Origin of the sequence: Amycolatopsis suaedae (assembly GCF_004214935.1) — a bacterium.
In the GTDB taxonomy this organism is placed as follows: Bacteria; Actinomycetota; Actinomycetes; order Mycobacteriales; family Pseudonocardiaceae; genus Amycolatopsis; species Amycolatopsis suaedae.
The window spans coordinates 61,606-80,675 of sequence record NZ_SFCC01000001.1 but is presented as its reverse complement, the minus strand read 5'-3'; the positions used below and the strand labels follow the sequence as shown (position 1 = coordinate 80,675).

Below are 19,070 nucleotides of genomic sequence, written 5' to 3'. Positions count from 1 at the left end.
TAATGAAGGTGGCCTTCACGTGCCCTGGGCGGCCCGGGCGCGGGCGATGATGGCGTCGATGACCTCGTTCTTGGCGTCCGCGTAGTTCTGCATGTACCGCCAGGTGCGGGCGGCCAGCTCCCGCTTGGTGGCCGCGTACAGCTCCCGTTCCTCCGGGTGTTCCCGCAGCCGCTGCCGGAACAGCCGGTACCGCTCGATCTCGCGGCTGCCCGGCGAGTAGACGTGCAGGTTCACGTCGTCGTCCGGGCCCCGCAGGCAGCGGTGCTCCTCCCAGTCGGGCTCGCGCACCCGCAGCTGGTAGCCGGCCGCCTCCAGCGCGGGCAGGTAGCGGGGCTCGTCGGACGAGTCGGGCACGACCAGCATGATGTCGATGACCGGCTTCGCGCACAGCCCGGGCACCGACGTCGACCCGACGTGTTCCAGCTCGACGACCTGGTCGCCCAGCGCCGCGCGGATCCGGGCGGCCTCCCGCTCGAACCGGGCGGGCCAGCCGGGATCGTACTCGGCGAGAGTGACGGTCGAGTTGAGTTCCACCGGGCCGTCCACAAAGGACTCCCGCAGTTCCTCGTCGGTGTACGGCACGCGTTCGGACTTGGCCACGCCGGCTCCTTTCCTCAAGGCAGCGGGCCAGATTATCAGTCCAGCGGCAGCGGCAGAATGCCTCCGGTCGCCTCGTGCAGCGCGTCGCGCATGGCCTGCCTGGGCGCCTGCCGCCCGGTGAACTGCTCCACCTGGCCGAACGCCTGATGCAGCAGCATGTCCAGCCCGGTCGCCAGGCGGCCGCCGCGGGCGGCGACCGCCTCGGCCAGCGGCGTGGGCCACGGGTGGTAAATGACGTCGAGCACGCACCCGGCCGAGGCCAGCGCGTCCGCCGCACCGGCGACGGCCGCCGGCGGCACGGTGCTCACCAGCACCGCCGCCCCGGCCGGCACCGCGGCCAGATCGGCCCACGGCCGGACGTCCACCGCGAGCCCGGCCCGGTCGCAGGCCGCCACCGTCTCGGCCGCCCGGGCCGGGTCCCGGACCACCAGTGTCACCCCGGACAGGCCCAGCGCGGCGAACGCGACGACCACCGCCGCCGCCGTGCCACCGGCACCCAGCACGACACCGGCGTCGCCCGGCGACGGCCGGTACCCGCCCGCCGCCCGCAACGCACCGAGGACGCCGTCGACGTCGGTGCAGTCGGCCAGCCAGCCCGCACCGGTGCGCACCAGTGTGTTGGCCGCGCCGACGGCCGCGGCACGGTCGGTCACCTCGTCGGCGACGGCCAGCGCGGCCCGCTTGCCCGGCATGGTCACCGACAACCCGGCCCACTCCGGCCCGAGCCCGGCGACGAACGCGGGCAGGCCCTCGGCGTCCATCTCCACCCGGTCGTAACTCCACCCGGACAGGCCCAGCGAACGGTAGGCGGCGCCGTGCAGCACGGGCGAGAGCGAGTGCTCGACCGGCTTGCCGAGCACCGCCGCCCTAGTAGGCACCCCGGGCCCTGGCGTCACGCTTGTTCTGCTCGTGCTCGTCGTTGGTCACCGCGAAGCAGGACAGCCCGTTCTTCTCGCACTTGACGAAGAACAGCCACTCCCCCTCGGCCGGCTTCAGCGCGGCCTCGACGGCCTCCTCGCTGGGCGCGGAGATCGGCGTCGGCGGCAGGCCCTTGTTCAGGTAGGTGTTGTACGGACCGGCCTTGGCGCGGTCCTCCGGCGTCGTGGTCACCACCGGGCGGTGCAGGACGTAGTTGATGGTGGAGTCCATCTCCAGCTTCATGTCCTTGCCCAGCCGGTTGAAGATCACCCGGGACACCTTGCCGAAGTCTGTCTTCACACCCTCGCGTTCGATGATCGAGGCGATCGTCAGGATCTGGTACGGCGTGCGGCCGGTGCCGTCGGCGGCCTTGGGCAGGCCGGTGGCCTGCAGCCGCGTCGCCGACTCCTTCAGCACCGCGCCCAGCAGTTCCTGTGCGTTCCAGCCGGGCTTGACGTCGTACACCCCGGGGGCGACGAGCCCTTCGATACGGCGGGCGGGTTCGGCCTTGGCGGCCTGCTCGGCCGCCCACGGTGGCACGCCGAACGCGGTCAGGTCGGCGGTGCCCGCGGCCTGCCGCAGCGCATCCGGCGGCACGCAGGTGCTCTGCCCGTTGAGGTCGGCACACGACGCCTTGGACAGCAGCGCGTACACGCCGTCGGTGACCTTCTTGTCCGGCTGGATGATGTCGTCGAGCTGGGTGCCGCCGCGGATCTGCAGCACGCCCTTGCGTGCGGCCGGGTCGACCAGCCTGGCCACCGCGCTGGCGCCGGACATCTTCGTCTTCAGCACGTAGTAGCCGGGCTGCACGCTGCGCACCCGGTCGTCGTCCTCGCTGGCCTCGACGAACGCCTTGGCACTGGCGACGACACCGGCCTCCTGCAGCTTGGCGCCGATCGCGTTGGTGGAGTTGCCCTCGGCGACCTGCACGACGATGTCGGCCTCGCCGCTGCCCTCGTAGTCGTCGTAACCGAAGCCGAGGAACTCCTGGGCACCGTAGAACGCTCCGGCGGCGAGCAGCCCGATCACCGCGAGCGCGGCGACCCAGCCGAGCACCCGGCGGCCGCGGCGCCGCTTGCGGGGCGGCGGTTCGTCCTCGTACTCGTCGTCGTAGTACTCGTCGTCGTAGTACTCGTCCTCGAGCAGGTCGTCGTAGTAGTCGTCCTCGGGAACGGGTTCCGGTTCCGGCTCGGCACGACGGCTCCGCGGCCTCGGCGGGGGCGGCGGCGGGCTGTCGATCACCTCGGTCGGCGGCTCCTCCTCCAGGTGCCGCCTGCCGCTGGGACGGGGCGGTTCGGCCCGGCGGGGCGGCCGTGCCCGCGGCGGCGCCGGCCGTCGCACGGGCTCACGCGGCTCGTCGGGTTCCCAGGCGGGTGGCTGCTCGGCAGAGGGCCGGGCGCGGCGGGGGTCGCCGGGACGCCGGGTGCGGGGTACCGGGCCTGGCTGCTGCCTGGGGTCACGGGGTTGACGCGGCCGCCGGGCCGGTCGTTCGCCGTAGGGGTCGTCGGTCACGACTCACCTTTCCGCGCACGCAGGGCGGCTCGTCCGTCCAGCCAGCCCTGCAGGATCTCCACGGCCGCCGCCTGATCGACGACCGCCCGTTGCTTGCGACCCTTCACCCCGCGTCCGGACAGCATGCGTGCCGCGCTGACCGTGGTCAGCCGTTCGTCGGCCAGCCGCACCGGCACCGGGGCCACCCGGCCGGCGAGCGCCTCGGCATACTCGACGGCGATGGCCGCGGCCGGACCGTGCCGGTCGGCGAGCGTCCTCGGCAGACCCACGATCACCTCGACCACCTCGTGCTCGGTGACGAGTGCGGCGAGCTGGTCGAGATCGCTGTCCTGGGTCGCATCACGCGACAGGGTAACGAGCGGGGTAGCAAGAACGGGTGAGGGATCGCTCAGCGCGATCCCCACCCGCACCGCACCGACGTCGACACCCAGACGACGGCCCGGCCCGGGATCGTCCTCCCCGGGCCGGTCCGCTTGCGGGGGCTTCACCCAGCCGCCTCCCGCACGGCCGTCCGCACCGCGGTGATGGCCTCGTCGATACCGGCGGGGTTGGTCCCGCCGCCCTGCGCCAGGTCCGGCTTGCCGCCCCCGCGGCCGCCGACCGGCCCCGCGAACGACGGCACCAGCTTGCCCGCGGCGATGCCCTTGTCCCTGGCCGCCGCCGTGGTGGCCACGACGAAGCTCAGCTTGTCCCCGGACGGCGCGAACAGCACCACGACGCCGGGCCGGCTGCCGAGCCGGCCGCGCACCTCGGCGGCCAGTGCCCGCACGCCGGCGGCGTCGACGCCGTCGGCGAGCTTCTCGGCCACCACCGCGACACCGTCGACGTCGGAGGCCTTCGCGGCGAGGTCGCCCGCGGAGCCGAGCACCTGCTGGGTCTTGAGCTGCTCGATCTCCTTCTCCGCGGCACGCAGCCGGGACAGCACGTCGTCGATCCGCGACGGCAGCTGCTCGGTGGGCACCTTCAGCGTGCCGGCCAGCTGGGAGACCAGCAGCTGCTCCTTGCGGACGTACCGCAGCGCGTCCGGGCCGACCAGCGCCTCCACCCGGTGCACGCCCGACCCGATCGAGGCGTCGGCGACCAGCTTGACCAGGCCGAGCTGGCCGATGCGCTGGACGTGGGTGCCACCGCACAGCTCGCGGGAGTACTCGCCCATGTCGACCACGCGGACGTCGTTGCCGTATTTCTCGCCGAACAACGCGATCGCGCCGAGTTCCAGCGCCTTGTCCTTGGTGGTGACGTAGCTCTGCACCTCGACGTCGGTGCGCAGGTAGTCGTTGACCTCCTCCTCGACCTCGGTCAGCACATCGGCCGACACACCGCCGGAGCTGGTGAAGTCGAACCGCATGCGGCCGGGCGAGTTCAGCGAGCCCGCCTGCGCGGCGCGCTTGCCGTAGGCACCGCGCACCGCGGCGTGCACGAGGTGGGTGGCCGAGTGGGAGCGCTCGATCGCCGACCGGCGCGCGGCGTCCACCGAGCCGGTCAGCTCGGTGCCGACGCCGACCTCGCCGGAGACGACCTCGACCCGGTGCACGAACAGTCCCGGCACGATCTTCTGCACGTCCAGCACGGTCAGCTCGACACCCGAACCGACCAGCACACCGGTGTCGGCGACCTGGCCACCGCTCTCGGCGTAGAACGGGGTGCGGTCCAGCACCAGCTCGGCCTTCGTGCCCGCGGCCGCGCTGCGCACCGGCGTGCCGTCGACCAGCAGGCCGACGACGTTCGCGGTGGCCTGCAGGTCGGTGTAGCCGAGGAACTCGGTCTCGCCGTGGGCCTCCAGCACGTCGCGGTAGACCGACAGGTCACCGTGGCCGCTCTTGCGCGTCGCGGCGTCGGCCTTGGCCCGCTGCCGCTGCTCCTCCATCAGCGTGCGGAAGCCCGCCTCGTCGACCTCCAGGCCCTGCTCGGCCGCCATCTCCAGGGTCAGGTCGATCGGGAAGCCGTAGGTGTCGTGCAGCTGGAACGCCTTGTCCCCGGCCAGGACGGAGCCACCGGACCGCTTGGTCTGCTCGGCGGCGAGGTCGAAGATGCGCGACCCGCTGGTGAGCGTGGCGAGGAAGGTCTCCTCCTCGGCCCGCATGACGTCGCTGATCCGGTCGAAGTCGCGTGCCAGCTCCGGGTAGGACGGCGACATCGCGTCGCGCACCACGGCGGCGAACTCGGGCAGCACCGGCTCGTGCACGCCGAGCAGGCGCATCGAGCGGACGATGCGGCGCAGCAGGCGGCGCAGCACGTAGCCGCGGGCCTCGTTGCCGGGGGTGACGCCGTCGCCGATCAGCAGCATGCCGGAGCGGGCGTGGTCGGCGATGACCCGGAACCGGACGTCGTCGGCGTGGTCGCGCCCGTAGTGGCGGCCGGAGAACTCCTCGGCCCTGGCGATCACCGGGCGCACCAGGTCGGTCTCGTAGACGTTCTCCACGCCCTGCAGCAGGCAGGCCACGCGCTCGACGCCCATGCCGGTGTCGATGTTCTTCTTCGGCAGCTCACCCAGCACCGGGGCGCCCTTCTTCGGGCTGACCTCGCCGCGGATGTCCTGCATGAAGACCAGGTTCCAGATCTCCAGGTACCGGTCCTCGTCGACGGCGGGGCCGCCGTCCCGGCCGTGTTCGGGGCCGCGGTCGAAGTAGATCTCCGAGCACGGGCCGCCGGGACCGGGCACGCCCATGTCCCAGTAGTTGTCCTCGGCGCCGCGGTACTGGATGCGCTCGGTCGGGATGCCGGTGGCCCGGCTCCACAGGCCGGCCGTCTCGGCGTCCTTCTCGTACACGGTCACCCACAGCCGGTCCGGGTCGAAGCCGAGGCCGCCGGAGTCCTGGGAGGTGGTGAGCAGCTCCCAGGCGTGCGCGATCGCGCCTTCCTTGAAGTAGTCGCCGAACGAGAAGTTGCCGGCCATCTGGAAGAACGTGTTGTGCCGGGTGGTCTTGCCGACCTCGTCGATGTCGCCGGTGCGCACGCACTTCTGGATGCTGGTCGCGCGCGGGTACGGCGGCGGCACCTCGCCGAGGAAGTACGGCTTGAACTGGACCATGCCGGCGTTGACGAACAGCAGGTTCGGGTCGTCCAGGATCAGCGAGGCGCTGGGCACCCTGGTGTGCCCCTGCTTTTCGAAGTAGCCGAGGAAGCGGTTGTTGATCTCGTGTGTTTCCACTGGTTTTCCTTGTGCTGGAAGCGGTCGGGGGCCTGCTCCGGCGGAAGGTTCGCTGCGGCGTCTCGCGCGACGGCCGGCTGCGTCAGCCTTCCGCCCGGCGAGCTCGCCGCGGGCGCGGTGCGGCGTGACGGCCCTCGGGCCGCCGCGACACCTCGACTCCGGCGCGCTGCTCCACCATGTCGGCCAGCTCCTGTTCCCGCTCGCTCATGCCCGCCCGGACGTCGGCGCCGAACGAGCCAACGGCGCCCGCCAGCTCCCGCACGGCGTCGCCCAGGTTCGAGGCTAACCCCGCCGGCGTCGCCTGACGAGCGGTTTCCGTGGCCTTGCGGGAGATCGCGACGCCGGCGACCACGCCGACGCCGAGCCAGAACAGCCGCCTCATGCCCTGCCCCTCCGCCTGACCTTGGTGGCGACGGCCCTGTCGGCCTTCGCGGACTTGCGCCTGCGGATGGCCTTGCTCAGGCCGTAGGACAGGGCCGCGGTCTTCACCAGCGGACCGCCGAGTGTCGCGGTGAACACCGAGGACAGGGCGGAGACGTTGCCGCTGACCGCCTTGGCGTTGGCCGTGATGCCGTCCACCCGCTCCAGCTGGGTGTTGACGTGCGTGATGGTCTCGTTGGCGCCGTCGAACAGCGGGTCGGTGTTCTCGTGTGCCTTGCGGATCGCGATGGTGGCCTCGTCCAGCGTCCGGCCGAGCTTGACCAACGGGATCGCCAGCAGCAGCACCAGCAGTACGAACGCGCCTGCGGCGATGAGTGCGGCGATCTGCCCTGCCGACACGGGCCCTCCTCGGCTCTTTCGATTCCGGTCTGTGATTGCCGGTCAGGCTACCGTGCCCGGCCACGGCCTACCGGGCAGGCTGGCCGTACCCGTCCGGGTCAGACTATTCGGGTTCGGCTACTCGGCTCCGAATGAGCTTTCGGTGAGCGGCTTGGCGAACTGGGCCACGTCGCACGGCGTGGCCAGCAGCGGCGCCAGGTGCGGGTGCGCCTCGTCGACGCGGCCGGTGCCGGTGCGCCGGTAGCCGATCCGGGTGTACCAGCCGATCAGGAACTCCTTGCTGGGGTGAGACCACTCGCGGGGCACCAGCACCTCCAGCCGCATCGTGGTGACGCCGTCGGCCGCGCTGACCCGCTCGACGTGGCGCACCAGTTCCCGCCCGACGCCGACGCCACGCCGGGCGGGGTCGGCGGCCAGCACGCCGAACTCGGCGGTCGTCTCGTCGATGCGCCGCAGGCGCACGCAGCCGACCGTCTCCCGGCCGAGGGTGGCCACGACGATCTCGCCCGCGGCCGTCATCGACGCCATCTCGGTGGTGCTGGTGCGTGCCGCGCCGTCGTTCCACATGCCTTGCTCGGACTCGGCGTAGACGACGTTCACCAGGTCGGCCAGCCGTTGCATCAACGCGGTGTCGGCGCCGGCGCTGCCCGGGAGCCGTCGAGTCGAAACCTCCACGCCGCCGACCGTAGCCCGTCACCCGCCGAAGTCGATCGGTTACGATCACCGGCGCAGAGGGGAGGCTGCGAATGTGGATCCGACTCGTCGCCGCCGTGGTGTTCGTACTCGGCGCCTCGGCATGCGGTCCGGAGTCCGACGTGCCGGAGTGGCTGCGCAACCTGCCGACGCCGGTCCCGGCCGCGACCGGCGCCCCGGTGCCGGTCACCCCGGTGAGCAACCCGCTGCCGCTCGACAGGTTCGTCGCGAACCCGTGTTCCGCCCTCGGCAAGGACGAGCTGGCCCAGCTCAGCATCGTCGACGATCCGCTCGGCCCGATCGACACGGACTCCCACTCCGCCGACGGCCCGTCGTGCTCCTGGTTCAGGTTCACCTCGGCATCGGTGCTGGCGTTCCTTCCGGGTCCGGCGACCGTGAACCTCAGATCCCTGGCCCACCTCGTCGACCTCCATCGGCGCCAGCCTGAGCTGTACACCCGGTGGACCGAGACCTCGATCGACGGTCTCCCCGTCATCATCTCGATCCCCGGCGACCTGCCCGAGCGCTCCTGCAACGCGTCGATCGGCGTCGCCGACGACACCATGCTGGTCGTGAACTACGAACTCGAAAGCGAGAAGCCGGTACCGCACTGGGAGAACGATCCGTGCGGCGCCGCCGCCAAGGCGGCCGAGCTGATCATCCGAAACCTGCGCTGATCAGCTACCAAGGGTTCTTGCGCCGTTCACGTCGCTCGGCGAGTGTTCCGGCATGCCCGAACTCTCCCGCCGCCGCATGCTCGGCGTCTCCGGCGCCGCACTCGCCGGATCACTGCTCCCACCGTCCCTGCACACCGCCATGGCCCAGCCGATCCGCGGCGGCGGCCTGCGGGCGATCGAGCACGTCATCGTCCTGATGCAGGAAAACCGCTCGTTCGACCACTACTTCGGCACCCTGCGCGGCGTGCGCGGGTTCGGCGACGCCTCGCCGCTGGAGCTGCCGGGCGGCGGCACGATCTTCGAGCAGCCCAACCCCGCGGGCGGCACCGTACTGCCGTTCTCACTGCGCGAGCAGGCCGCCGCGGCCGGTCGCGATCCGTCGGACATCCAGTACCTCGGCGACCTCGACCACAGCTGGGGCGGCAGCGGCAGGGCGTGGGCCAAGGGCTGGAACAACGCCTGGATCGCCGCCAAGACACCGGCCACGATGACCTACTACGACCGCACCGACATCGCGCTGCAGTACGAGCTGGCCGACACGTTCACCATCTGCGACGCCTATCACTGCTCGGTGTTCGGCTCCACCAACCCCAACCGCAACTACCTGATGACCGGCACCATCGGCACCGAGGCCGACGGCCGCCGCGCAGTCACCAACGCGGCCTACTCCTACGACCACCCCGGCTACACCTGGACCACCTACCCCGAGCGCCTCGACGCCGCGGGCGTGTCCTGGCGCATCTACCAGGAGTGGGACAACTTCACCGACAACGCGGTCGAGTACTTCGTGCCGTTCAAGCGGATCGGCCGCCGCATCCTGGAAGCCGTCAACACTCCCACGACGAAGTTCCGCACCACCGAGGAGTTCTACTTCGCCCTGTTCGACCGCAGCGCGGACGAGCGGGCCGAGCTGCTGCGGCGCTTCGAGGCGGGCGTCGCCACGCTCACCCCGGCCGAGCGCAACCTGTTCGAACGGGCCATGCGCCGCACCGAACCCGAGTCGCTGGTACCGCGCCTGCGTGCCGACATCGCCGCCGGCACGCTGCCGAAGGTGAGCTGGCTGGTCCCGTCGGCCGCAGACTCCGAGCACCCCGGCGCGTCCACCCCGGTCGGCAGCGCGAACCTGATCTACGACGTGCTCGACGCCATCGCGTCGGACCCGGACACCTGGTCGCGTACCGTGCTGCTGCTCAACTTCGACGAGAACGACGGCTACTTCGACCACGTGCCACCGCCGGTGCCGCCCGCGGACGACGCCGCCGAGCACTTCGAGGGACAGCCGATCGGGTTCGGGCCGCGGGTGCCGATGACCGTCGTGTCGCCGTGGTCGGTCGGCGGCTTCGTCGACTCACATGTCTACGACCACACCTCGGTCCTGCGGTTCCTGGAGCGCTGGACCGGCGTCGCCGAACCGAACATCAGCCGCTGGCGGCGCACCGTCGCGGGCGATCTGACCGGGGCGTTCGACTTCACCCGGACCGGCAGGCCGCCGCTGCCCCGCAAGCCGGGCCCGGTGCCGCGGCCCATCGACCGCTGGCACCCCAAGCCCCCGGTCCGGCAGGCCCTGCCCGCCGTCGAGCCCGGCACCCGCCCGGCCCGGCCGCTGCCCTACCGGCCCACGGTGACCGGACACGTCGCGAACGGCCACCTCGTGCTGACGCTGGCCAACGACGGGACGTCGGCGGTGCACTTCGCCGTTTACGCCTACGCCGGCGTCGAGCTGCCCCGTCCGGCACACCACGACGTCACCGGCACCCGGGAGATCCGGCTGCCGCTGACCGGCGAGGACTACCGCGTGGTCGTGCAGGGGCCGAACCGGGCGTGGTGGGAACTGCGTGGCAGGCGCAGCGGCGCCGCGGCCGGTATCGAGGTACGCAGCCGCACGCTGCCGCTGCGCTCGGGTATCGAGCTGTCGGTCACCAACCCGGGCGACCGGCTGGTGCTCATGCGGTTCACCAGCAGCCGCTACGCGCACACCACCCGCGTCCTGCCCGCGCCGCCGCGCGGAACGGCACGGCTGCCGTGGCGGACGGAACAGGGCTGGTTCGACGTCCGCGTCACCACCGACGCCGACCCCGCCTTCCTCAGCGCCCTGACCGGACGGGTCGAGAATGGCCGCCCTGGCGTGAGCGGCTGAACGGCCACACCGTATAGGTCGTTATACAGTCCGCGTGGGGCCGGATACCTGGCGTGAGGTTGGGTTCACAGGCTGGGACCCTGCCGGGCACGCGAGCACGGGCTGGGTCTCGCGATCTGGAACAAGCGTGCCGGGCAGTGGGACCGGGTAGGCGGGAACGTGCAACTCGCGGGTCCGGAACGGACAACTCGCGCGTCAGAACCTACGACTCGCGCCCCAGAACGTACGACTCGCGCGAACGGGCCGTTCACGCGGGCGACCGGCATCACGTGAGAACCGGCGTCCACATCGTGAGTTCTGCGCTCGCGCACGCGAGTTCTGCGTTCAGGACCGCGACTTCTGCGTTCCGGTACACGAGTTCCACGCTCGAGACCAGCCACCCCGCCTGCCCGCGACCGGACTGTGCCGGGGCCTTGCTGTCTGATGCCGTGAGGGCCCCCTTCACGGCAAAGTCAGCCCGGGGTCAGCCGCCGCGGATCGTGCGGCGCAGCTTCGGGACCCGCTCGGCGAGGGTGCGCTCGGCACCCCGCTGGGTGGGCTCGTAGTAGTCGACCCCGACCAGGCCGTCCGGCGGGTACTGCTGCGCCAGCACGCCCTCCGGCACGTTGTGCGGGTAGCGGTAGCCCTGCGCGTGCCCCAGCTTCTCCGCACCGGCGTAGTGACCGTCGCGCAGGTGCGGCGGCACGGTACCGATACGGCCTGCCCGCACGTCGGCCAGCGCCCCGTCGATGCCGGTGATCACCGCGTTCGACTTGGGTGCGGTGGCCAGGTGGATGGTGGCCTGCGCCAGCGCGAGCCTGCCCTCCGGCATGCCGATGAACTGCACCGCGTGCGCTGCCGCCACCGCCGACTGCAGCGCCGTCGGGTCGGCCATCCCGATGTCCTCGCTGGCGTGCACCACCAGCCGCCGCGCGAGGAACCGCGGGTCCTCCCCCGCCTCGATCATCCGAGCCAGGTAGTGCAGTGCCGCGTCGACGTCGGAGCCGCGGATGGACTTGATGAACGCCGAGATGACGTCGTAGTGCTGGTCGCCGTCCCGGTCGTACCGCACCGCCGCCTTGTCCACAGTGGACTCGACGGTGGGCAGGTCGATGGTCTTCGCCTCGGTGGCCGACGCCGCGTCGGCCGCGGCCTCCAGCGCGGTCAGCGCCCGCCGCGCGTCGCCGGAGGCCAGCCGCACCAGGTGGGCGCGGGCGTCGCCGGTCAGCTCCAGCTCACCGGCCAGCCCGCGCTCGTCGGCCAGCGCCCGGTCGATCAGCTCCCGCACGTCGTCGTCGGTCAGCGGCCGCAGTTGCAGCACCAGCGACCGGGACAGCAGCGGCGAGACGACGGAGAACGAGGGGTTCTCCGTGGTCGCGGCCACCAGCAGCACCGTGCGGTCCTCGACCGCGCCCAGCAGCGCGTCCTGCTGGGTCTTGGAGAACCGATGCACCTCGTCGATGAACAGCACCGTGTTCTCGGCGTTGTACCGGCGGCGCCGCCGGGCCTCCTCGATGACCCCGCGGACCTCCTTCACCCCGGCCGACAGCGCCGACAACGCCACGAACCGGCGCCCGGTGGCCGTGGACACCAGGTTGGCCAGCGTGGTCTTGCCGGTGCCGGGCGGGCCGTAGAGCAGCACCGACGCCGGAGCGGCGCCCTCCACCAGCCGCCGCAGCGGGGCGCCCTCACCGAGCAGGTGCTGCTGCCCGACGACCTCGTCCAGCGTGCGCGGCCGCATCCGCACGGCCAGCGGCGACCCCGGCGGCACCGCGATCTCCCTCGGCGCCTCCGGCTCGTCCGGTGGCGGGCCGACGTCGGGGTTCACCGTGAAGAGCTCGTCCTGCTGCACCACCTCACGGTAACCGCCCCCACCGACGGTGCGTGCGCTGGCCGCGAACACCACTGGCCCGGCGGTGCGCCACGCGGCAGGCTGAGCCGATGACCGAGCGTGTCGCCGTCCTGTCCGACATTCACGGGGTGCTGCCCGCGCTGGAGGCGGTTCTCGCCGAACCCGACGTCGCCGCGGCCGACCGCGTCGTGCTCACCGGCGACCTGGCGGCCGGGCCGCAGCCCGGCCCCACCCTCGACCTGCTGGTCTCGCTGGGCGAGCGGGCCGTCTGGGTCCGCGGCAACGCCGACCGCGAGCTGGTCACGCTGGCCAGCGGCGGCGACACCGCGATCCCCGACCCGATCGCGCCATGGGCCGCTGCGCGGCTGCGGCCGCACCAGGTCGAGCTGCTGGCCGGCCTGCCCACCACCGTCCGCCTCGGTGACACCCTGTTCTGCCACGCCACTCCCCGTGACGACGAGGAGATCGTGCTCGTGGACAGCTCCTACGAGCGGTGGGCCGAGGTCCTCGCCGGTGTGCCGGACGAGGTTCGCACGGTGGTCTGCGGCCACACCCACATGCCGTTCGCCCGGCTCGTCGACCGCAGGACGGTGGTCAACCCGGGCAGTGTCGGCATGCCCTACGGCAGCACCGGCGCGTGCTGGGCGCTGCTGTCCGGCGGCGAGATCCGGTTGCGCCGCACCGAGTTCGACGCTGAGGCGGCCTGCCGGTCCATAGTGGACACCTCGGGTTACCCGGACGTCGAGCGGTGGGTGGACTTCTTCGTCCGCTCCCCCGCCTCCGACCGCGAGGCCCACGGCGTGTTCGCCCCCAGGGCGCGGTAGGCGAAGATGTCGCGGTGACCGAGCTGGACTTCTTCGCCGGGCTGGCGATCACCGGAACGGTGCTGGGGATCGACCACACCAGCGACCTCGCCACCGTCCAGGACGTGCTGGGCGACGGCCGGCTCTACGAGCAGCACGCCCCCGCCGGATCGGAGCACACCTATGCGCTGAGCGGCTACGGCCTGGTCGAGATCGGCTGGATCCGGCACGCGTCCGGCGACTGGGAGGCGACCCACTACGGCACGCAGAACCACCGGCTCACCGGCCGCGGCCGCCTGCACAGGCGGCGCATCGTGGGCCCGGTGCTGCGGCGCCGCCACGGCCGGTTCCGCGAACGGCTCGACATCGCCGACCTGCGGTCGGCGGTGGAGGCACGCGGGTTCACCATGGACAGCGCCACCCGGTGGCACGACCCCGCGTGGAGCGAGCACTGGGTACCCGGCGTGCCGCTGTCCGCACTGGTCGTCGGCTCGCCGGACGAGGCGGACTGGGGCCCGCCCGGCACGGTGGTCAAGATGCTCGGCGGCGCGGGCCGGAAGGAAACGCTCAAGGCACAGCAGCGCTTCGGCGGCCAGCGGCAGGAGTTCCGCCGGTACGCCGAGTCCCTGCTCGGCGTCCCCGCGGCTCGCCGGGCGGACTGGCTCGACGACCACCAGCCCGGCGCGGGCCCGGACCGCGTGCTGTGGTGGGACTTCCTGCGGCTGACCGTCGGCAACGAGAGCCACGACGGCCCGCCGTCGTGGACGCGGCTGCGGATCGCGCTGGACGCCGACGCCGGTGACCGCGGGATCGACCCGCCCGGGCAGGCGGCGGTCAACCTCGCCGGCTGGCGGCTGAGCCACCCGCGGGACGTGGCGGCCCTGCCCACCATGGACGAGCTGGTCCGGCGGTGGCTGGCGACCGCGCCTGCACTCGACGAGGGGCGCGGACTGGCCGGCGGGCAGGCGTTGTCCCCCGGCGACATCCGGCTGTCCCGGCGGCTGCGCGATCAGCTCCACGCGTTGCGGGACTGCCTGCCACACCTCGAATCGGCCGAACTCGCCCGCACCCTGGCACAGTGGCTGGAGCTGCGCCCGCGGCTGCTCAGCGGCGCGCCTCCCACGCCGAGCGCAGGATGATGCTCACCGCGTAGGGGACCAGATCACTGCCCCGGCGCCACAGCCAGGGAATGCCCTTCACGACGAGCCACGCCACGTGCTGGGCCGTGCTCGGCCGGACGCCGCCCGAGCAGACCAGGCTCACCGGCCGCGGCACGTCCCGGCCAGCCGCCGCGATGATGTCGGTGAATCCCTTGGCCAGCAAGCGATGCCCGAGTTCGGACGGGTGCAGCCGGTCCACGCTCCAGGTGCTCAGCTCGTAGGCGCCGGGGATCGCCATGAGGTCCAGGCAGGGCACCCCGCGCGCCGCGACGACCGAGTCGATCGCCGCGTTCAGCTCGTCGATCCGCGAGCGCAGTGCCCGGTAGAGCGCGCCGGGCAGCCGGAAGACCTTGCCGTGGTCGTGGAACCGCACCGGGACGACCAGCGTCCCGATCGCGGTCAGCTGGGTCACCACGGCGTCCAGGTCGGCGGCCATCGCGGCCGCGTCGAAGTCCGAGCGCAGCGTGTCGTTCATCCCGACGACGACGAGCGCGACGTCCGGCCGCTGCCGCAGCACGGCGGGCAGCTGGTCATCGAGCACGCACCGCATCCGGGCGCCGGTGAACGACGCGTTCAGGTAGCCGTCGGCCGGTACGTCCAGCGCGTCGGCGACCAGCGGACCCACCCCACGCCAGCCACCGCCGGGCAGCGGATCGCCGAGACCGACGGCGGTCGAATCGCCCAGGACGGCGAGCCGGCGCACGGGAACGGGGGTGGTGACGACTGGGGTTGCTTCTTCACGCAGCACGGTCACGTGCTGACGATCGGGCACGCACACTCACCGGCGGTGATGCCTGAGTGACCAGCCGGGGACGGCTCGGCTAACTATCGGAAGGCGGGGTACAGGGCCAGCCGCAGGCCGGGACCGTAGCGGGCGTCGAGCGTCCCGGCGACCAGCCCGGCGTGCTCGGCGACGTCGGTCAACCCGGCCCGTTCGGCGTGCGTGGCCAGGTCGGCCCACCAGGTCACCAGCGCGGCGGCGCGGCCGGTCGGCGCCGCGGCGCCGGCCCCGCCCGCGAGCACCCTGGGCAGCGACTCCCAGGTCGCCAGCCACACCCGCAGCAGCTGCGAGTCCAGCAGGTGCGCCGACAGCAGGTCGTCGTCGACCAGCGCGGGCCACACGCCGGCGACCTCCGCGCGCCACGCCGCGATCATCGCCTCGCTCATCCCGACCGGCAGCGCCAGCGGCTGCTCCGCGGAGATGAACGGCACCCGCAGGCAGGCCGCGTCGACCAGGGCACTGCGTACCCGGCCGCGCTCGAAGTCGAGGAACCGCACCCCGCTTCCGGTCACCAGGTTGTTGTCCGGCGACAGGTCGACCGGGCTGAACGCCCGGTACCGCGCCGACCGGGCCTGCTCGGCGACGGCGTCGACCCTGGCCCGCACGGAGTCCGGCGTGGCGACGCCGAGGACGTCCTCCAGCAGCGCGGGAAGTTGTGCGGTCGCGACGACGAAACCGGTGTCCTCGCCGTGCACCCTCCGGCCGAGCCTGCGCAGCAGCGCGTTGAAGTCGGCCTCCCGGCCGGCGGTGCTGGCGTGCAGCTTGCCCAGCACCCGCGCCCAGGACAGCAGGGCCCGTTCGGCCGCCCGGGCGTCGGAGCGGTAGAGGGTGTCCTCCAGCGTCGGTGCCCTGCCCAGGTCGTCGATCACCAGTACCCGGTGCTCGCTGCTGTGCGCGAGCAGCTCCGGGCAGACCCGCTCCTCCTGCGGGAGTGCGGTGAACAGCTGATAGCTGACCGCCTCCTGCGCGAAGGGGTCGATCGTCGACGGCTCGGCGCCGTCCGGCGCCGGTGGATAGCACTTGATGACCAGCGTGCGCGGCAGCGCGAACGGTGACGTCGCCACCTTGGCCCGCACCACCGTCGCCGGGCCGCTTCCGGCCAGATCCTCGGGCTCGACCAGCGTGATCGCACTGCCGAACCGGTGGGCGAGCACCGCCTCACCCGCGCTGACCGCCTCGTCGACGCTCGGGCATCCGATGGTGGTTCCTACGGATCGCCTGGCTGCCGAGTCACTTCCGTCTTCAGACGTGTCCACAGTCATTGTCCCCGACCCTACTCAATTATCCGCGTGAGAGTGGACGTTCCGTCGCCGCGTTCCGTTGCTTTCGACGGCGCAACAACAAAACCGTCGCGGCGGCCAGCACGATGCCGACCAGGTTGACCAGCAGCTGGAGGGTGGAGTAACCCACCTTTTCCCACTGGCCGAGAATCGCCGCCACCGCGGCATACCCGGCGGCGGGCACGGTGGTCACCGAGATGAACACACCCACCAGCGCCGCCGACTTCGCCGACGTCATCGACAGCATGCCGGCGGCTCCGGCCAGCAGCGCCACGATGAACGAATACGGCCCCACGTCGAACACGAAATCCACCTGGTGTTCCCCGGCGAGGGCGGCCACGTCGAGCAGACCGGTGGACTCGGCCAGTGCCGAGGCCCCGGCGGTGATCGCCATGGCGACCGGGAACCCGACGGCCAGCGCGACCGTCGCCCGGCCGACCAGGTCCCACCGGCGCAGCACCAGCCCGACGGCGATCGCGGCGAGCGGGCCGAACTCCGGGCCGACGACCATGGCACCGACGATCGTGACCGGGGAGTCGGTGACGACGCCGACCGCGGCCAGCAGGCACGCGATGACAAGGAATGTCAGGAACGTGACGTTGAGCCGCGACTCGTCACCGGTGCGGCCCAGCAGTTCCTGCCACACCACCGCGTCGGCGCCCTCGCCCGGCGCGTCCTCCTCGGCCCGGTCGGCCGCGTCGGACAGCGCGGTGTCGATGACCTCCAGTGTGATGCCGCCGGTGTGGTCGAGGTCGAGCAGGCACAGCGACTCGATGATCTCGTCGGCGGCTTCCCTGGCGACGTCGGCCTCGATCACGTCACCGGCCGGCTCCACGGCGGCACCGGGGATCACCACCAGGTGGGTGGCGCCCCGGTGCCCCCGCAGCAGTTCGATGACCTCGGCGGTCCGGTCGGGCGGCGACACCGCCCGCAGGTGCAGCATCGCTTACGCCGGCTTGGTTTCCGGCTTGGCGTCGACGCCCGCCTCCTTGCGCTGCTCCGCGGTGATCGGCGCGGGCGCACCGGTGAGCGGGTCGTACCCGCCGCCGGTCTTCGGGAACGCGATGACGTCCCGCAGCGACTCGGAACCGGACAGCAGCATGGCGATCCGGTCCCAGCCGAACGCGATGCCGCCGTGCGGCGGCGGGCCGTACTGGAAGGCGTCGAGCAGGAAGCCGAACTTCTCCTGGGCCTCCTCGGCGGACAGGCCCATCAGGTCGAACACCCGCTTCTGCAGGTCGCTCTGGTGGATACGGATGGACCCGCCGCCGATCTCGTTGCCGTTGCAGACGATGTCGTAGGCGTAGGCCAGCGCGTTGCCCGGGTCCTGTTCCAGCTTGTCGATCCACTCCGGGGTGGGCGAGGTGAACGCGTGGTGCAGCGCGTTCCACTTGCCGCTGCCCACGGCGACGTCGTCGGACTCCTCGGTGCTGACGAACATCGGGAAGTCCACGACCCACACCAGCGACCAGGCGTCCGGGTCGATCAGGCCGAGCCGGTGGCCGATCTCGACGCGGGTGGCGCCGAGCAGGGCGCGGGCGTCGGCGGGCTTGCCTGCGGCGAAGAACACGCAGTCGCCCGGCTTGGCGCCGGTCGCCTCGGCCAGGCCAGCGCGCTCGGCCTCGGACAGGTTCTTGGCGACCGGGCCACCGAGCGTGCCGTCCTCGGCGAACAGCACGTAGGCAAGGCCGCGGTGGCCGCGCTGCTTGGCGAACTCCTGCCAGGCGTCCAGTGTGCGGCGGGGCTGGTCGGCGCCGCCCGCCATCACCACGGCGCCGACGTAGGGAGCCTGGAACACCCGGAACGGCGTGTCGGCGAAGTACTCGGTCAGCTCGGTGATCTCGAGGTCGAAGCGCAGGTCCGGCTTGTCCGAGCCGTACTTGGCCATGGCCTCGGCGTGGGTGATCCGGCGGAACGGCCTGGGCAGCTCGACGTCGATCAGCCGCCACAGCGCGGTCACGATGTCCTCGCCGAGCGCGATCACGTCGTCCTGCTCGACGAAGCTCATCTCGATGTCGAGCTGGGTGAACTCCGGCTGCCGGTCGGCGCGGAAGTCCTCGTCGCGGTAGCAGCGGGCGATCTGGTAGTACCGCTCCAGGCCGCCGACCATCAGCAGCTGCTTGAACAGCTGCGGCGACTGCGGCAGGGCGTACCAGGAGCCGGGCCGCAGCCGGGCGGGCACCACGAAGTCACGCGCGCCCTCTGGTGTGGACCGGGTCATGGTCGGGGTCTCGACCTCGACGAAGCCCTGCGCGTGCAGCACCTCGCGGGCGGCGCGGTTGATCTCGCTGCGCAGGCGCATGGCACGGGCCGGGCCGTTGCGGCGCAGGTCGAGGTAGCGGTGCTTGAGCCGGACCTCCTCGCCGACGTCGACGCGGTCGTCGATCGGGAACGGCAGCACCGCGGCCTCGGACAGCACGTCCAGCTCGGTGGCCAGCACCTCGATGGCGCCGGTGGGGATCTCCGCGTTCTCGTTGCCCTCGGGCCGGGTGGCGACCTCGCCGGTGACCTTCACGCAGAACTCCGAGCGCAGCTGGTGGGCGCGCTCGGCCATCTCGCCCTCGCGGAAGACCACCTGCGCCACCCCGCTGGCATCACGCAGATCGATGAAGATGACGCCGCCGTGATCGCGCCGCCGCGCCACCCAGCCGGTGAGGACTACGGTCTGGCCGGCATGCTCGGCACGCAGGGTGCCGGCGTTGTGGGTGCGAAGCACAGCGGTTGCTCTCCTTGACAGCGGACTGGGT

The 19,070-nt window shown here is 72.2% G+C and carries 17 protein-coding genes; 4 read left to right on the top strand and 13 right to left on the bottom strand.

What is annotated here, in order from left to right; all coding sequences use genetic code 11:
- Nucleotides 1-15: 15 nt before the first annotated feature.
- The 8 genes from EWH70_RS00420 to EWH70_RS00385 form a co-directional block, all read right to left on the bottom strand.
- Entirely contained in the window at nucleotides 16-600 is a 585-nt protein-coding gene (locus EWH70_RS00420) for a GrpB family protein (protein WP_130473171.1), read from the bottom strand.
- A gap of 35 nt (nucleotides 601-635) precedes the next feature.
- Entirely contained in the window at nucleotides 636-1,460 is an 825-nt protein-coding gene (locus tag EWH70_RS00415; RefSeq protein WP_130473657.1) for a shikimate dehydrogenase, read from the bottom strand.
- A 7-nt stretch (nucleotides 1,461-1,467) separates the two neighbouring features.
- Nucleotides 1,468-3,030 carry an endolytic transglycosylase MltG gene (gene mltG, locus EWH70_RS00410; RefSeq protein WP_240686717.1) on the bottom strand — a complete coding sequence of 521 codons (1,563 nt, stop codon included), beginning with the start codon at nucleotides 3,028-3,030 and terminating at the stop codon, nucleotides 1,468-1,470.
- Nucleotides 3,027-3,518, bottom strand: a complete 492-nt coding sequence (ruvX, locus tag EWH70_RS00405) for a Holliday junction resolvase RuvX (protein ID WP_130473170.1) — start codon at nucleotides 3,516-3,518, stop codon at nucleotides 3,027-3,029. Before ruvX ends, mltG begins: the two co-directional genes overlap by 4 nt.
- On the bottom strand, nucleotides 3,515-6,181 hold the full coding sequence (alaS, locus tag EWH70_RS00400; RefSeq protein WP_130473169.1) for an alanine--tRNA ligase: 2,667 nt from the start codon (nucleotides 6,179-6,181) through the stop codon (nucleotides 3,515-3,517). The genes ruvX and alaS overlap by 4 nt, the downstream gene beginning before the upstream one ends.
- Before the next feature lie 82 nt (nucleotides 6,182-6,263).
- Nucleotides 6,264-6,563, bottom strand: coding sequence for a hypothetical protein (locus EWH70_RS00395; protein ID WP_130473168.1), 300 nt, complete (start codon nucleotides 6,561-6,563; stop codon nucleotides 6,264-6,266).
- A complete protein-coding gene (locus tag EWH70_RS00390; protein WP_130473167.1) occupies nucleotides 6,560-6,961 on the bottom strand; it encodes a DUF948 domain-containing protein in 402 nt (133 codons plus the stop codon). Before EWH70_RS00390 ends, EWH70_RS00395 begins: the two co-directional genes overlap by 4 nt.
- A 117-nt stretch (nucleotides 6,962-7,078) precedes the next feature.
- Complete coding sequence (locus EWH70_RS00385; RefSeq protein ID WP_240686716.1) at nucleotides 7,079-7,636, bottom strand: GNAT family N-acetyltransferase; 558 nt, start codon at nucleotides 7,634-7,636, stop codon at nucleotides 7,079-7,081.
- Between the two features lie 71 nt (nucleotides 7,637-7,707).
- Between EWH70_RS00385 and EWH70_RS00380 the strand changes: the two genes are divergently transcribed.
- Together EWH70_RS00380 and EWH70_RS00375 are read left to right on the top strand one after the other, a co-directional pair.
- Complete coding sequence (locus EWH70_RS00380) at nucleotides 7,708-8,331, top strand: DUF3558 domain-containing protein (protein WP_130473166.1); 624 nt, start codon at nucleotides 7,708-7,710, stop codon at nucleotides 8,329-8,331.
- A gap of 52 nt (nucleotides 8,332-8,383) precedes the next feature.
- Nucleotides 8,384-10,468 (top strand): phosphocholine-specific phospholipase C, encoded by a 2,085-nt coding sequence (locus EWH70_RS00375; RefSeq protein ID WP_130473165.1) that lies wholly within the window; start codon nucleotides 8,384-8,386, stop codon nucleotides 10,466-10,468.
- A gap of 463 nt (nucleotides 10,469-10,931) precedes the next feature.
- Here the strand turns inward: EWH70_RS00375 and EWH70_RS00370 are convergent, their stop codons facing one another.
- Entirely contained in the window at nucleotides 10,932-12,299 is a 1,368-nt protein-coding gene (locus EWH70_RS00370; protein ID WP_130473164.1) for a replication-associated recombination protein A, read from the bottom strand.
- Between the two features lie 89 nt (nucleotides 12,300-12,388).
- Here EWH70_RS00370 and EWH70_RS00365 point away from each other — a divergent pair, with 89 nt between their 5' ends.
- On the top strand, nucleotides 12,389-13,123 hold the full coding sequence (locus EWH70_RS00365) for a metallophosphoesterase family protein (RefSeq protein ID WP_130473163.1): 735 nt from the start codon (nucleotides 12,389-12,391) through the stop codon (nucleotides 13,121-13,123).
- Nucleotides 13,124-13,137: 14 nt separating this feature from the next.
- Complete coding sequence (locus tag EWH70_RS00360; protein ID WP_130473162.1) at nucleotides 13,138-14,241, top strand: hypothetical protein; 1,104 nt, start codon at nucleotides 13,138-13,140, stop codon at nucleotides 14,239-14,241.
- Here the strand turns inward: EWH70_RS00360 and EWH70_RS00355 are convergent.
- From EWH70_RS00355 to aspS, 4 genes are all read right to left on the bottom strand, one after another.
- Complete coding sequence (locus EWH70_RS00355; RefSeq protein WP_420809027.1) at nucleotides 14,207-15,010, bottom strand: GDSL-type esterase/lipase family protein; 804 nt, start codon at nucleotides 15,008-15,010, stop codon at nucleotides 14,207-14,209. The two genes, EWH70_RS00360 and EWH70_RS00355, sit on opposite strands and share 35 nt — an antisense overlap.
- 77 nt (nucleotides 15,011-15,087) lie before the next feature.
- The gene (locus EWH70_RS00350) at nucleotides 15,088-16,305 is read right to left on the bottom strand and encodes a phosphotransferase (protein ID WP_130473160.1); all 1,218 of its coding nucleotides are present in this window, start codon (nucleotides 16,303-16,305) and stop codon (nucleotides 15,088-15,090) included.
- Between the two features lie 19 nt (nucleotides 16,306-16,324).
- The gene (locus EWH70_RS00345) at nucleotides 16,325-17,266 is read right to left on the bottom strand and encodes a DUF389 domain-containing protein (protein ID WP_130473159.1); all 942 of its coding nucleotides are present in this window, start codon (nucleotides 17,264-17,266) and stop codon (nucleotides 16,325-16,327) included.
- A 3-nt stretch (nucleotides 17,267-17,269) separates the two neighbouring features.
- Nucleotides 17,270-19,039, bottom strand: a complete 1,770-nt coding sequence (aspS, locus tag EWH70_RS00340) for an aspartate--tRNA ligase (protein WP_130473158.1) — start codon at nucleotides 19,037-19,039, stop codon at nucleotides 17,270-17,272.
- Between the last annotated feature and the right edge of the window lie 31 nt (nucleotides 19,040-19,070).

Bases quoted from the DNA above. Each gene is read 5' to 3' on its own strand.
- EWH70_RS00395 (WP_130473168.1), bottom strand. From the start codon at position 6,563: ATGAGGCGGCTGTTCTGGCTCGGCGTCGGCGTGGTCGCCGGCGTCGCG.
- EWH70_RS00380 (WP_130473166.1), top strand. From the start codon at position 7,708: ATGTGGATCCGACTCGTCGCCGCCGTGGTGTTCGTACTCGGCGCCTCG.
- EWH70_RS00375 (WP_130473165.1), top strand. From the start codon at position 8,384: ATGCCCGAACTCTCCCGCCGCCGCATGCTCGGCGTCTCCGGCGCCGCA.
- EWH70_RS00365 (WP_130473163.1), top strand. From the start codon at position 12,389: ATGACCGAGCGTGTCGCCGTCCTGTCCGACATTCACGGGGTGCTGCCC.
- EWH70_RS00350 (WP_130473160.1), bottom strand. From the start codon at position 16,305: ATGACTGTGGACACGTCTGAAGACGGAAGTGACTCGGCAGCCAGGCGA.
- EWH70_RS00345 (WP_130473159.1), bottom strand. From the start codon at position 17,266: ATGCTGCACCTGCGGGCGGTGTCGCCGCCCGACCGGACCGCCGAGGTC.